Source organism: Haemophilus sp. HMSC71H05, assembly GCF_001838635.1.
GTDB lineage: Bacteria > Pseudomonadota > Gammaproteobacteria > Enterobacterales > Pasteurellaceae > Haemophilus_D > Haemophilus_D parainfluenzae_R.
The window spans coordinates 29,143-43,534 of the sequence record NZ_KV838036.1 but is presented as its reverse complement, the minus strand read 5'-3'; the positions used below and the strand labels follow the sequence as shown (position 1 = coordinate 43,534).

Annotated in this window: 15 protein-coding genes; 4 read left to right on the top strand and 11 right to left on the bottom strand. The window is 39.6% G+C overall.

The annotated features are described in order from the left end of the window. Positions 1 to 216: 216 nt before the first annotated feature. The 3 genes from HMPREF3279_RS05985 to HMPREF3279_RS05975 form a co-directional block, all read right to left on the bottom strand. On the bottom strand, positions 217 to 543 hold the full coding sequence (locus tag HMPREF3279_RS05985) for a hypothetical protein (protein ID WP_070868414.1): 327 nt from the start codon (positions 541 to 543) through the stop codon (positions 217 to 219). 245 nt (positions 544 to 788) lie between these two features. Further along, positions 789 to 1,172 carry a hypothetical protein gene (locus HMPREF3279_RS05980; RefSeq protein ID WP_070868411.1) on the bottom strand — a complete coding sequence of 128 codons (384 nt, stop codon included), beginning with the start codon at positions 1,170 to 1,172 and terminating at the stop codon, positions 789 to 791. Positions 1,173 to 1,274: 102 nt separating this feature from the next. Then, positions 1,275 to 3,587, bottom strand: coding sequence for a Tex family protein (locus tag HMPREF3279_RS05975; RefSeq protein WP_070868409.1), 2,313 nt, complete (start codon positions 3,585 to 3,587; stop codon positions 1,275 to 1,277). A 106-nt stretch (positions 3,588 to 3,693) separates the two neighbouring features. On the opposite strand from HMPREF3279_RS05975, the gene greB reads away from it, so the two are divergent. After that, a complete protein-coding gene (gene greB, locus HMPREF3279_RS05970; RefSeq protein ID WP_070868406.1) occupies positions 3,694 to 4,170 on the top strand; it encodes a transcription elongation factor GreB in 477 nt (158 codons plus the stop codon). A gap of 66 nt (positions 4,171 to 4,236) precedes the next feature. On the opposite strand, the gene deoD is transcribed toward greB, so the two are convergent. The 5 genes from deoD to trpS all read right to left on the bottom strand — a co-directional run bounded on the left by deoD (position 4,237) and on the right by trpS (position 8,607). Then, the gene (gene deoD / locus HMPREF3279_RS05965; protein WP_005697435.1) at positions 4,237 to 4,953 is read right to left on the bottom strand and encodes a purine-nucleoside phosphorylase; all 717 of its coding nucleotides are present in this window, start codon (positions 4,951 to 4,953) and stop codon (positions 4,237 to 4,239) included. 128 nt (positions 4,954 to 5,081) lie between these two features. Beyond that, positions 5,082 to 6,329, bottom strand: coding sequence for a NupC/NupG family nucleoside CNT transporter (locus tag HMPREF3279_RS05960; RefSeq protein ID WP_049369746.1), 1,248 nt, complete (start codon positions 6,327 to 6,329; stop codon positions 5,082 to 5,084). A 106-nt stretch (positions 6,330 to 6,435) separates the two neighbouring features. Then, positions 6,436 to 7,224, bottom strand: coding sequence for a 4Fe-4S cluster-binding domain-containing protein (locus HMPREF3279_RS05955; RefSeq protein ID WP_070868403.1), 789 nt, complete (start codon positions 7,222 to 7,224; stop codon positions 6,436 to 6,438). A 32-nt stretch (positions 7,225 to 7,256) separates the two neighbouring features. Then, positions 7,257 to 7,547, bottom strand: coding sequence for a YfcZ/YiiS family protein (locus HMPREF3279_RS05950; RefSeq protein WP_005697358.1), 291 nt, complete (start codon positions 7,545 to 7,547; stop codon positions 7,257 to 7,259). Positions 7,548 to 7,602: 55 nt separating this feature from the next. Next, positions 7,603 to 8,607 carry a tryptophan--tRNA ligase gene (gene trpS / locus HMPREF3279_RS05945; protein WP_070868401.1) on the bottom strand — a complete coding sequence of 335 codons (1,005 nt, stop codon included), beginning with the start codon at positions 8,605 to 8,607 and terminating at the stop codon, positions 7,603 to 7,605. Between the two features lie 140 nt (positions 8,608 to 8,747). On the opposite strand from trpS, the gene hflD reads away from it, so the two are divergent. Both hflD and purB read left to right on the top strand, forming a co-directional pair. Then, positions 8,748 to 9,371: a high frequency lysogenization protein HflD gene (gene hflD, locus HMPREF3279_RS05940; protein ID WP_070868477.1), complete on the top strand. Its 624-nt coding sequence runs from the start codon at positions 8,748 to 8,750 to the stop codon at positions 9,369 to 9,371. A gap of 16 nt (positions 9,372 to 9,387) precedes the next feature. Beyond that, positions 9,388 to 10,755 carry an adenylosuccinate lyase gene (gene purB / locus HMPREF3279_RS05935; RefSeq protein WP_070868399.1) on the top strand — a complete coding sequence of 456 codons (1,368 nt, stop codon included), beginning with the start codon at positions 9,388 to 9,390 and terminating at the stop codon, positions 10,753 to 10,755. Between the two features lie 100 nt (positions 10,756 to 10,855). On the opposite strand, the gene HMPREF3279_RS05930 is transcribed toward purB, so the two are convergent. Both HMPREF3279_RS05930 and HMPREF3279_RS05925 read right to left on the bottom strand, forming a co-directional pair. Continuing rightward, complete coding sequence (locus HMPREF3279_RS05930; RefSeq protein ID WP_070868397.1) at positions 10,856 to 11,269, bottom strand: PACE efflux transporter; 414 nt, start codon at positions 11,267 to 11,269, stop codon at positions 10,856 to 10,858. A gap of 61 nt (positions 11,270 to 11,330) precedes the next feature. Continuing rightward, entirely contained in the window at positions 11,331 to 12,386 is a 1,056-nt protein-coding gene (locus HMPREF3279_RS05925; RefSeq protein WP_070868395.1) for an extracellular solute-binding protein, read from the bottom strand. A gap of 158 nt (positions 12,387 to 12,544) precedes the next feature. Between HMPREF3279_RS05925 and HMPREF3279_RS05920 the strand changes: the two genes are divergently transcribed. Continuing rightward, on the top strand, positions 12,545 to 13,840 hold the full coding sequence (locus HMPREF3279_RS05920) for an NAD(P)/FAD-dependent oxidoreductase (protein ID WP_070868393.1): 1,296 nt from the start codon (positions 12,545 to 12,547) through the stop codon (positions 13,838 to 13,840). 54 nt (positions 13,841 to 13,894) lie between these two features. Here the strand turns inward: HMPREF3279_RS05920 and asnC are convergent, their stop codons facing one another. Further along, positions 13,895 to 14,347 carry a transcriptional regulator AsnC gene (gene asnC, locus HMPREF3279_RS05915; RefSeq protein ID WP_005697406.1) on the bottom strand — a complete coding sequence of 151 codons (453 nt, stop codon included), beginning with the start codon at positions 14,345 to 14,347 and terminating at the stop codon, positions 13,895 to 13,897. Positions 14,348 to 14,392 lie beyond the last annotated feature (45 nt).

Sequence of the window (14,392 nt, the reverse complement as noted above, 5' to 3'; positions counted from 1 at the left end):
GAAATATATTATCAATAAATGCTCATACAATACGTCAGGGCTTATCTTGTAGCTTTTTCTAATTCTTCATCCGAAATACTCTTGTCATATTTAAACTCCAATGCTAGATTGTCAGGAAGTAACATTCCTGAATATCCACCAAGAGAATCCTAATGAAGTGGCACTATAGTTACAAATTAGCATCCTGTTCTAAAAATAAAATTAAGAATTTACTAATTAGAAAAAGAAAAAAATACCTGTTTTAGAATTTAATGCAGTCTTAACCAACCTATGTAATTCACGAAAAAAAACATGGATATGTATGTACCTTGATATTATATTTAATAACCTATTTAATCGGTTATGATCGCAAATGCTTTCATCTTCATAATCATCAATATTTTTGTCTAACTCTCTATTAATCACATCAAAAAAATTAGTGCTCCATATTTCTCTATACACATCATCATCTAACTCTAATTCCTCAAGATCTCCAGGTATACATTGGTTATAATTAAGTCGATGCATAGCCTCTCGAGTAAGTGGAACCGAAATTAACTTCATAATTTACTCCTTAATTTTAAAATGAGTACCTAATTATATTCGCTTTGTGTTCTACCCATTTTCTTTCCATTTTTATATCTTCCTAGCTAATAGGAACAGTCGAATTATGTACTGAAGATGAAACCAAGTGCATCCGACCTGTATGGTTGTGCCAAGTAACATCAGGTATCTTGTATTTTCCCCACAATTTCATCCTATAACATAATAAATTATAAAGTTAAGAGGCTTTTAAATTACTTCATCAATCAACTATACTGCTGCCGATACTTTTCTAAATTATCTTGAAAATGCTGAATATAATATTCGATGTCTTTTTCTCGGTAGCCGAGAATTCGACCAATTTCACGTTCCACTTTTGGATCAAAACCATTCACAGTGCTTGCAGGAAGTAACACTTCCATTTGTTCAGCGAGTGCAAGAGATTGAGGTAAATAGACAATAAAATCAGTTAAGCAGACATCATTAATATGACGTTGCACTGTTTTTGAATGAAGCATTCCTAGTTCAAGATAAGGGAGAAAGGCGTCAGGAATACCGAGCTCCTGATTGAATAATGCCACTTGCTTTTCGCCCCTTAACATTAATTCCAGCTCCTTGCCTTCATGCGGCCCAAGAATACCTTTTTCCATAAGAATATTCCTTTCGTTGAAATAAAAAAGGGGATTGGATGATTGACCAGATCCCCTTCATTGTACGCCTATTTGGCCACAATGTTCATCTAAATGACGAAATTATTTTTTCCAATTTTTCAACGCATCGGCAAAAGCATTCCCCATTGCACTATTTCCTCTAGGATTACGATCTTGACGAGGTGCATTACTTCTTGGTTTTGCGCTTAAAGTGCGGTCAGATTTGCCGTCATTTTTGACCGCACTTTCATCTAATCGCATCGTTAACGCAATACGTTTACGAGGCACATCCACTTCTAAGACTTTCACTTTCACGATATCGCCCGTTTTCACCACTTGATGTGGATCTTCTACGAATTTATCGCTTAGTGATGAAATGTGTACTAAACCGTCTTGGTGAACGCCGATATCCACAAATGCACCGAAGTTGGTCACATTGGTGACGGTACCTTCTAAAATCATACCTGGTTTTAAATCAGTGATTTCTTCCACGCCTTCTGCGAATACGGCTGTTTTAAATTCACCACGCGGATCGCGCCCTGGTTTTTCCAACTCTTTGAAAATATCTTGAACGGTTGGTAAACCAAATTGCTCATCAATGAATTGTTTTGCATCAAGCTGACGTACCACACCCGCATTGCCCATTAAATCTTGGATAGATTGCGCGGTAGCTTGCAAGATTTTTTCCACTACAGGGTAAGCTTCTGGGTGAACCCCTGAAGCATCAAGTGGATTTTTCCCGCCTGCAATACGCATAAAGCCCGCACATTGCTCAAAGGCTTTTGGCCCTAAACGCGGCACTTTTTTCAATTCGCTACGGCTTTCAAAACGACCATTTTCATCACGGTATTCCACAATGTTTTGCGCTAAGGTTTTCGTCATCCCCGCCACGCGAGCAAGCAATGGCGCCGATGCCGTATTCAAATCCACACCCACCGCATTTACACAGTCTTCCACCACCGCATCGAGTTTACGCGCAAGTTGGGTTTGGTTTACATCGTGTTGATATTGCCCTACACCAATGGCTTTCGGTTCGATTTTCACTAATTCTGCCAATGGATCTTGTAAACGACGCGCAATTGATACCGCGCCACGCAAAGATACATCTAAATTCGGGAATTCATTTGCGGCAAATTCAGAAGCGGAATAAACGGACGCGCCAGCTTCACTAACCACAACGGTTTGCGGTTTATTTTCTTTAATTTCTTTAATCACTTCTTTCGCAAAACGTTCTGTTTCACGAGAAGCGGTACCGTTACCAATAGCAATTAACTCTACGTTATGTTTGCGGATTAAGCTGAAAATCGCCACTTGCGCTTCAGCTTCACGGCCCGTGTGTGGATAAATGGTGGTAGTGTCTAATAATTTACCTGTGTTATCCACCACCGCGACTTTAACACCCGTACGTAAGCCCGGGTCCAAGCCCATGGTGCTTTTCGCGCCAGCCGGTGCCGCCATCAAAAGTGCGGTCAGATTTCGAGCGAAAACATCAATGGCCTCTTCTTCCGCTTTTTCACGTAAACTTGCCATTAATTCCGTTTCTAAATGCAACGAAACTTTGATTTTCCATGTCCACGCAATCACTTGCTCACGCCATTTATCCGCAGGCTGACCAGTAAAACGCACATCTAAATAATCACGAATAATCTCTTCACAATAGCTTTGGCGACTTCCCTCTTCCGCATCAGGATCAGCATTTAAGCTTAATTGTAAAATGCCCTCATTACGTCCGCGGAACATCGCTAATGCACGGTGAGAAGGCACATTTTTCAATAATTCTTGATGGTCGAAATAATCTTGGAATTTTGCGCCTTCCGTTTCCTTGCCTTCGATCACTTTGGATACGATAACGGCATTTTTTGCTAAATAATCACGGACTTTCGCTAATAAGCCCGCATCTTCAGCAAAACGCTCCATTAAAATATAGCGTGCGCCATCAAGCGCGACTTTGGTGTCTGTTACGCCTTTATCAGCATTTACAAATTCAGCGGCTGCCGTTTCAGGGTCATTTTTTGGCTCATTCCAAAGTAAATCAGCCAATGGCTCAAGACCGGCTTCAATCGCAATTTGCCCTTTGGTGCGACGTTTTGGTTTGTATGGCAAATACAAATCTTCTAATTCGGTTTTGCTTTGTGTAGCATGGATTTTGTCACGCAATTCATCAGTCAATTTCCCTTGCTCTTCAATAGATTTCAAAATGGTTTGACGACGATCTTCTAATTCACGTAAATAAATTAAACGGGTTTCAAAATGACGAAGTTGAGTGTCATCCAAGCCACCTGTGGCTTCTTTACGATAACGGGCGATAAATGGAATGGTGTTGCCATCATCTAATAATTGAATGGCGGCGAGGATTTGTTGGGGTTGAACGGTTAATTCTGCCGCAATAATTTGGCTAATTTGTTGATTTAACATTGTCATACTTCTTTGTTATTAAAGGATTCGAGAAAAACGGGAATAGAATACTGGTTTTAGACAACAGGCTCAAATATAATTCAAAAAAATTTCTTTTATTTTTATTATGGCAAAATCAAATTACATTACCCGTCAAGGCTGGCTTGCGCTTGACCAAGAACTTAAATTTTTGTGGAAAGAAGAACGTCCAAAAGTTACCCAAGCGGTTTCAGATGCTGCCGCACTTGGTGACCGCAGTGAAAATGCGGAATATATTTACGGCAAACGTCGCTTACGTGAAATTGATCGCCGTGTACGTTTTCTTTCCAAACGCTTAGAAGTGCTACAAATCGTGGATTACCATCCGAAACAAGAAGGCAAAGTATTTTTCGGTGCATGGGTTGAGCTAGAAGATGAAGACGGTGAAGTGAAGCAATACCGTATTGTCGGCTGCGATGAATTCGATCCCGCTAAAAACTGGATCTCCATTGATTCTCCCGTCGCACGTGCCTTAATCGGAAAAGGCGTTGATGATGAAATTCATGTGGAAACACCCTCGGGCAAAGTGGTGCTCTATGTGAACCGAATTTGGTATGAGAAATAGCGAAGTAGAAAAACAAAAGAGCGGTCAAAATTGACCGCTCTTTTTTTATTCTATCAATCAGATAAATTATGCTTTATCACCAATTAATACAGACTCTAACGCAATTTCAATCATATCATTGAAGGTTAATTGACGTTCTTCTGCTGTAGTTTGTTCGTGTGTACGAATATGGTCTGAAACGGTACAGATACAAAGTGCTTTTGCACCATATTCTGCTGCTACGCCATAGATACCCGCTGCTTCCATTTCTACGCCTAAGATACCGTATTTTTCCATCACATCAAACATTTCGAAATCTGGCGTGTAGAATAGGTCTGCAGAGAAAAGATTCCCTACGCGAACTTGCTTACCTTTTTCTTTCGCTGCTTGAACCGCTGCTTGTGCCATATCAAAATCAGCAATTGCAGCAAAATCGTTATCTTTGAAACGGATACGGTTTACTTTTGAATCGGTACATGCACCAAGGCCAATGATAACATCACGTACTTTAACGTCCATACGTACGGCACCACAAGAACCAACACGGATGATTTTTTTCACGCCGTATTCAGTAATTAATTCTTTCGCATAAATTGAGCAAGATGGGATACCCATACCGTGACCCATAACAGAGATACGACGACCTTTATAAGTACCGGTGTAACCCAACATATTGCGAACGTTAGTCACTTCTTTCGCATCTTCTAAGAATGTTTCAGCAATATATTTTGCACGAAGCGGATCGCCTGGCATTAATACAACATCTGCAAATGCGCCTTCAGGAGCGTTAATATGTGGAGTCATTGTTTTTTCCTCTTGTTGATAAATAAAAAGTCATTTAAGCAAACGTTTTCGCTTGCTTTAAAGTACAACACCACGAATGATTCGTGGTGTTGAGAGATAAAGTGCGGTCAAAATTTACCACATTTTAATTACATTGCTACGCCGCTTAGCTCGATGAATAAACCTGCGATAGTCGCACTCATTAAGTTAGCTAATGTACCCGCTACAACTGCTTTTAAACCTAAGCGAGCCACATCACCACGACGATTTGGTGCCATACCACCGATACCACCGATTAAGATTGCGATAGAGCTGAAGTTAGCGAAACCACATAATGCGAAAGTAATGATGGCTTTAGTTTTTTCACTTAATACAACTGCTGTATCTGGTTGTAAGTATTTCGCGAACTCTAAGTAACCCACGAATTCGTTAACAGCTAATTTCATACCAATCATTTGACCCGCGATTGCAGATTCATCCCAAGATACACCAATTAAGTAGGCTAATGGTTTGAAGATCCAACCAAAGATTGATTGTAATGTTAAATCACCGTAACCGAACCAGCCGCCTACACCACCTAAAATACCATTAACTAAAGCAATTAAACCCACGAACGCGATTAACATCGCACCTACGTTTAACGCTAATTGCATACCTGCACTCGCACCACCTGCCATTGCTTCAAGCACGTTGGTTGGTTTTTCGCTATCATCCGTTTCAGGTTGTTTATCGTTAAATTGTTCAGTTTGTGGGAATAAAATTTTCGCAAATAATAAACCTGCTGGTGCAGCCATGAAAGATGCTGCGATTAAGTAAGTCAATGGTACGCCCATTCCTGCATAACCTGCCATTACTGAACCCGCGATAGAAGCTGTACCACCCGCCATAATAGCGAACAATTCAGATTGGGTCATATTTTTAATGTAAGGGCGAACCACTAAAGGTGCTTCAGTTTGACCAACGAAGATATTCGCGGCTGCAGACATTGATTCTGCTTTAGATGTACCTAACGCAGCTTGCAATGCACCACCAATCACTTTGATGACCACTTGCATGATGCCTAAATAGTAAAGCACCGAAATTAAACCAGAGAAAAAGACGATGATTGGTAACACTTTCACCGCAAAGATAAAGCCGGCATTTGAAGGATCTGCTAAGCCACCAAAGACGAAGTTAATCCCTTCATTACCATAAGCGATAACATTTGATACACCATTTGCTGTCGCTTGCAATGCATCACGACCAAACGGCACATACAAAATAAGGGCTGCAAATCCGATTTGGATCGCCAAAGCCCCTAATACAGTACGTAAATTAATCGCCTTACGATTATTTGAAAATAATACGGCAATGATCAGTAATACGACAATGCCTAAAACGCTACCTAAAATACCCATTTTTTTCCCCTAGGTTGGTTAGATAAGTAAGTGAATAAAATTGTCCTATTCTACTTGTTTTTCGGTAAAAAGTCGGAATATTTTTGCTACTTTTCGGTATGTTTGCTTATAAAATGGTCACAATTTTGGTCAGACCACAAGATTTCGCATAGTTTTCAAGCGCTTGAGTCTGCTCAACGGTTGGGACATAAGGGGTGAGTCCTTCGGCATCTCGTGCGCCTTTTGTATGCATTCGAATAATTTTCAACAAAACATTCGGATAATCTTTCAATAAAGACGCTACCTTTTCCACCAACTTTTCTGCATCAAAAAAATTCGCCACATAAACTAACCGCACTTCTTCCACTTTATTTAATGGTAATAATTGCGCCAAGTTCTTTAAATTGCGATCTAAGTTTTCTTGCTTGATATGTTGGTGAGTGGGAATGATGTTTTTCGGGACAATGCCTTGTCGATTTTGTCTATCAAAGCACAAACTTTGTAAGCCAAGCCCTTCTCCTTTCAGGTCAAAGAGAAATTTGTCTGTAACATCAATTAAAGGACGAATTGCGTCAAATTCAAAGAAACCACTGCTATCTAAATAGCAAGTTAGCCCTTCCTCACGTAGTTTTTGAAACAATGGAACGAGCTTTTTATGATGAATGGTGGGTTCACCGCCAGAAACGGTTACACCACGAATGAAAGGTACCGCATCCATCACTTGCTCATACAAATACTGCAGACTGACTTGATGAGCGCCTTCTGCATAACGAGGAATGGTTTCTGGATTATGGCAATAAAGGCAGTTTAACTTACAACCTTGTAAGAAAATACTAGTACGATTCCCCTGCCCTTCTACATTAGAAAAAGGAATAATACGATGCAGGGGAACATAAATATCAGAAAGTGCGGTCACAAAAAACGCTATTTTCTAAAGTAAGTTATCACTTACACAAGCTTCATTTGGAAAATCACTAATTCCGCTTGGCAGCAGAATGTGAAAACCGCTTTAAGTACATACCCTTCTTCAACCTGTTGAATTTCAGATTGAATTTGGCAAGGTTCACTCTCTACATCACGTGCTTTTAATGTGAAATATTCCAATGCGCCTTCTGCATCTTGACGAGTCGCGTAAAACTGTTCGATAGGTAAACTACAATCACTGTTATCAAACAATGATTTCATATCGAAAGTATTACAGCCTACACATTCAATTGGTTTTTCAGTTTGAATGGCCATCTTTTTCTCCTTATCTAAAAAAGCCGTGATATAACACGGCTTATTAAGTTTAAAATTATTTTGCAGCAACAAAGCCGACGGCATCGTACACTTTGGCAAGGGTTTCTTTTGCTCTTGCTCGGGCTTTTTCTGCACCTTGACGTAAAATCTCGTCTAAAAGTGCTTCATCGTTACGATATTGATAGAAACGTTCTTGTAAACCCGCAAGTAAGTTTGACACTTCGTCAGCCACCGCTGTTTTTAAGTGACCGTACATTTTACCTTCAAATTCTTTTTCAAGGTCTGCCACAGATTTATCCGTCACTGCAGAAAGGATATCTAATAAGTTAGACACACCCGCTTTGTTTTTCACATCATAACGTACAACAGGTGGCTCATCAGAGTCTGTTACCGCACGTTTGATTTTTTTCGCCACTGATTTAGGATCTTCAAGCAAGGTCACCACGTTATTACGGTTATCATCAGATTTAGACATTTTTTTATCAGGATCTTGCAAAGACATAATACGCGCACCGGCTTTGCCTAAGAAGATTTCAGGAATCGTGAAAATATCACCATAAAGGGCATTAAAACGAGCCGCAATATCACGGGTGATTTCTAAATGTTGTTTTTGGTCATCCCCTACTGGCACACTTTTCGCTTGGTAAAGTAAGATATCTGCTGCCATTAAAACCGGATAGTCAAATAAACCCACGTTAATATTTTCTGCATAACGTGCTGATTTATCTTTAAATTGAGTCATACGGCTCATCTCACCAAAATAGGTGTAGCAGTTTAATACCCAGCTTAGTTGAGTATGTTCTGGTACATGAGATTGCACGAAGATCGTGCTTTTATTCGGATCAATGCCACAAGCCAAGTAAAGGGCGAGCACATCAAGGGTCGCTTTGCGAAGTGCTACAGGATCTTGACGTACAGTGATGGCGTGTAAATCAACCACACAGAAAATACACTCATAATCTTCTTGCATTTTCACCCAGTTGCGAAGTGCACCTAAATAATTCCCGATAGTTAATTCGCCGGAAGGCTGCACGCCACTGAATACAATTGGTTTTGTCATTGGTTATCCTTTTATTCTATAAACTGAATTGGCGCTATGATAACAAAAGATAGGGCGTTTTTTAATGATTGAGTTCAAAACAATGTGTAAAAATGCTATATTACGCCAAAAATTTCTGTAGCTCACAATTTATAATCCCAATGAAAAATTATAATGATATGGCTCTGGCACTTGCCGGTGTTTGTCAATCAGTCTTATTAATCAGTCAATTAGCACAAAAAGGCGAAGTTGATAACCAAGATGCATTCCAAACGACCATTCATTCTCTTCTCATTACTCAACCTGAAGATACACTAGCCGTATTTGGCAGTGATGTTCAACATCTTAAAGTGGGATTAAACACACTTATCGAGCAACTCACCCAATTAAATGACAAAAATTTATTAAATTATTGGGGTAGCTTATTAGCGTTAGAGAACAAATTAAACAAACAACCTGAAATCAAACAAGAACTTGGCCGCCGTATTGCGCGTTTACCGGAGCAACTTGCTTATCACGACAATCAATTTGATGATGAGATGTTTTCTATCATGGCAAACATTTATGTCGATACGATTAGTCCTTTAGGTAAACGCATTCATATTATTGGTTCGGCATATCATTTACAGCAACAAAGCGTGCAAGACAAAATCCGTGCGTGTTTACTTGCTGGCATTCGTTCTGCCGTTTTGTGGCGTCAAGTCGGCGGTAGCAAATGGCAACTGTTATTTCATCGTAAAAAATTAGTGCAAGCGGCACGACAACTCTACTTAACTTTAAATTAATCCTTGGAGAACTCTTATGCAACTTTCCGCATTAACCGCTCTTTCCCCGATTGACGGTCGTTATCAAGATAAAGCCACCGCATTGCGTGGTATTTTCAGTGAATTTGGCTTACTCAAATTCCGTGTCACCGTGGAAGTACGTTGGTTACAAAAATTGGCGGCGACCGCTGAAATCCAAGAAGTTTCTTCTTTGTCTAAAGAAGCAAACGATTACCTTAATAAAATTGTGGAAGAATTCAGTCTTCAAGATGCTGAACGTATCAAAGAAATTGAACGCACTACAAATCATGACGTAAAAGCGGTTGAGTATTTCTTAAAAGAAAAAAGTGAAGCTTTACCAGAATTAGCCAAAGTCTCTGAATTTATCCACTTTGCTTGTACATCAGAAGACATTAACAACCTTTCTCACGCCTTAATGTTAAAAACAGCACGTGAAGAAGTAATCTTACCAGAATGGCAAAAACTAATTGATGAAATCACCCGTTTAGCGAACGAATACAAAACCATCCCATTACTTTCTCGTACACACGGCCAACCTGCCTCACCAAGTACTGTGGGTAAAGAAATGGCGAACGTGGTTTACCGCTTAAAACGCCAATTCAAACAACTCCAACAAAATGAAATCTTGGGTAAAATCAATGGTGCTGTGGGTAACTACAATGCGCATTTATCAGCTTATCCAAATATTAACTGGCACAAATTTAGCGAAGAATTTGTCACCTCATTAGGTTTAAATTGGAATCCGTATACCACTCAAATCGAACCTCACGATTACATTGCTGAATACTTTGATGCTGTGGTACGTTTTAATACCATCATCATCGACTTCGACCGTGACTTATGGGGCTACATTGCGTTAAATCACTTTAAACAACGCACTATCGCGGGTGAAATTGGTTCATCGACCATGCCACATAAAGTGAATCCTATCGACTTCGAAAACTCAGAAGGTAACTTAGGTTTATCCAATGCGGTGATGACTCACCTTGGTCAAAAATTACCAATTTCTCGCTGGCAGCGTGACTTAACGGACTCTACCGTATTACGTAACTTAGGTGTGGGTTTAGGTTATTGTTTAATTGCCTATGCCGCAACGCGTAAAGGTATCAGCAAATTAGAAGTGAACGAACAACATCTCCGTGATGAACTCAACCAAAACTGGGAAGTTTTAGCTGAACCAATTCAAACCGTGATGCGTCGTTATGGCATTGAAAAACCATACGAAAAATTAAAAGAGCTCACTCGTGGTAAACGCGTTGATGAAAAAGCAATGCGTGAATTCATCGAAAAACTGGATATTCCAGCCGATGAAAAAGCCCGTTTACAACAACTCACCCCTGCAACCTACATCGGTGCGGCTATTGAGTTAGTGGAAAAACTTTAAGAAACAAAAGGGCGTTTTACCACGCCCTAAAAATCAAAGTGCGGTCAAAAACATCTTAGATTTTGACCGCACTTTTTTATTTCTTCTCTTAGCTATTGCATCATTCACGCTTAATAAATAGCAATCGCGCGTGATCATACACCCAATTAAAAATAAAGGTATAAACGGTCACCATCACCGTTAAGCTAAAATCCATCATAAAAGCAGTAATCCAATCCACTTTTAAAAAGTAAGCAATGATCGGCACAGTGAAAATAAGCAAACCGCCTTCAAATGAAATGGCATGTAAAGTACGAAATATGACGCCTCGCTTTTCTCGCGGTCCCGTAAACACTTTATCAAGAAAATAATTAAAGACGAGGTTCCATAGCATGGCGGTTAAGGAAACCAGTACCATGGACCCAAAGAGAATAGAAACACTTTCTTCTGTAAAGAAATACAAAGAGAAAACAGAAAGCAACACAACCGTGGTTTCAAACAAGATTGCGTGAAAAAGTCGCTCAAGAAAACTCATTTGTCATCCTTTACAAAGCAAAAGTGCGGCCAAATTCACCGCACTTTTCATCAATATCTGATTAATTGGTTTTTAATTTATTCCAATATTTTTCGTAAATGTCCACTGCTTCGCCTACATCGCCTTGCATAATGCCTTTTTCAATATGTTCAGCAGATGGGAATAAGGTCGGGTTATTCGCCATTTCAGGTGAAAGTAACGCTTTCACGCCTTCATTTGGCATTGAGAAGCCCATTTTTTCAACGACTAATTTCGCATTTTCAGGGCGAAGTAAGAAGTCGATAAATTTATAAGCGCCCTCTGTATTTTTCGCCCCTTTTGGAATCGCGTAGTTATCCATCCAGAAAATCGCGCCTTCTTTTGGATATACAAATTGGATACTTGGATTTTCTTTGTGTGCTAAATAAGCCGAACCATTCCATAACATACCAATAGAGGCTTCACCCTGAACAAACGGCACTTCTGGCGAGTCAGAGTTAAAGGTCACCACATTTGGTAACAATTTCACTAAGCGCTCGTAAGCCGCTTTAATGTCTTCTTCATTTGTGGTGTTTGGTGATTTTCCATCTAATATTAATGCAATGTGGAACACTTCACGCGCATCACTGGTTAATAATACCTTGCCTTTAAATTCTGGATTCCATAAATCAGCCCAACTCGTAATTTTGCTTGGGTCAATATCATCCGCATTCACGCCGATACCGGTTAAGCCATAAACGTAAGGCAGAGAATATTTGTTATTTGGGTCAAATTCCTTGTTTAATAAATTTGCTGGAATTTGTTTAAAATTACTTAATTTGCTGTGATCAAGCTCTTGTAACATATTTTCTTTCGCCATTTTATTGACGTAATAGCTTGATGGGAAAACTAAATCATAACCACTGCCTGTACTAGAGGTCAGCTTCAATTTAGCATACATTTCTTCATTACTTTCAAATGTCGAATAAATCACTTCAATGCCGGTTTCTTTGGTAAATTCCGCAACCAAATTAGATGGCACATAGTCAGTCCAGTTATAAACATAAAGTTTTTCAGCAGCAAATGCCGCAGAGGTTGCGACGAATGCGACGGCAGACAGACAAAGTGATTTAATGTATTGAACAGCATTTTTTTTCAATTTATTGACCTCCTCAGGACAATCAAAATAAACCTTAAGTAATCGTTTACCTATGTAAACTTGGGGAGTATAGCACCTTTTTTGCAAAAGGTTTGACATATTTTCCCATCAGGGTAAGATTTCTCTCATCTCTATTTTATGTTAATCAGTCATCAACTATGCTCGAATTTGCTCATCAAGAACACGTCAAATCTTATTATCTCGATAGTCGGAATCAAACCTTTGAACTGCCACCGCTCACTCAGCAAGAAGAAGCAGATGTTTGTGTCATCGGTGCGGGCTTCTTTGGCTTATCTGCTGCCCTTGAATTAGCGGAAAAAGGCAAAAAAGTGATTGTTCTAGAAGGTGCGAGAGTCGGATTTGGCGCATCTGGTAGAAGTGGCGGTCAAGCCATCAACGGTTTTGAAGAAGGCATTGATGAATATATTGCTCAAGTAGGCTTTGATAAAGCGAAAAAACTTTGGGATATGTCGCTAGAAGCCATTGATATTATTGATGAACGCATTGCGAAATATGGTATTCAATGTGATTGGAAAAAAGGCTATGCCACATTGGCTTTAAATGAACGTCGTATGGACGATCTCATTGAAATGGAAAAAGCTAGCCATGCGACTTTTGGCTATGACAAGATGCAACTTTGGGATAAAGCCAAACTTAAACAACATTTAGGCAGTGATATTTATGTGGGCGGGTTATACGATAGCAATTCAGGTCACTTACACCCATTAAATTATTGCTTAGGCTTAGCAAAAGCCTGCTTAGATTTAGGCGTGCAGATTTACGAGCAATCCCCAGTTGTGGATTTAGTCGAAAAATCAGGCTGTATTGAAGTCAAAACCGATAAAAGTGCGGTCATTTCTCAAGACGTTATTTTAGCCACCAATGCCTATATCGATGCACTACCAAAATCCATCCATCGCGGCATTAATCGTAAAATTTTGCCAGTAGAAAGCTTTATTATTGCGACCGAACCCTTAGATCAAGCTACAGCGGATTCCGTGATCAACAATGGCATGTCGGTTTGTGATAACAATATCTTGCTCGATTACTATCGTTTGAGTGCGGATAACCGTTTGTTATTTGGTAGTGACTCGAGTTCTGAAAAAGATATGGTACAGATTATGCGCCACAATATGCTGCATGTATTCCCACAATTAGAAAATGTCAAAATTGATTATGGTTGGGCAGGACCGATTGATATGACAATGAACGCTACCCCACATTTCGGGCGTATCTCACCGCACATTTATTTTGCTCAAGGCTATTCTGGTCATGGTGTCGCTCTCACTGGACTTGCTGGACGCATTATTGCAGAAGCAATTTTAGGTAATGACGAACGTTTGAGAATTTTTGAAGGATTGAAAGTGCCTTCGTTTTACGGTGGAAAATCCCTCAAAAACTTAGCCACCAAGATCGGCACACTCTATTACAAATTCCTCGATCGTTATCGTTAATCAAAAAAAAAGCAAAGGCGTGTATCAAACACGCCTCTATTTTTTCGATGACATTTAAGGTTTAATGTCTCGTAAAATAGGATTTTGCATGGAAATCAAGGTTTCCGTTGATTGAATTTCATCAATTAACTGGATCTTAGTCGCCAACACGGAATGTAATTCAGCAATGGTGTGTGTCATTACTTTGATAAAAATAGAATAATTTCCCGTGGTGTAATAGGCTTCCACCACTTCATCGAAGGTGTCGAGCTTTTTAATCACTTTTTCGTAATCTTTTGCGCTTTTCAAAATAATGCCAATAAAGCAGCACACATCATAACCCAGTTTACGCTCATCAATAATCGCTTTTGTGCCTTCAATCAGACCAGACTGACGCATTTTCTCTACGCGAACATGAATCGTACCTGGGCTCACGCCAAAGTTTTTTGCCATCTCTGCATAAGGTGTACGCGCATCTTTAGTCAGCACACGGAGAATTTGGCGATCAAGTGTATCGATATTGTTCATAAAACACTCCTTATTAGATCTTTTTCAAAATATCTTCTTTATTTT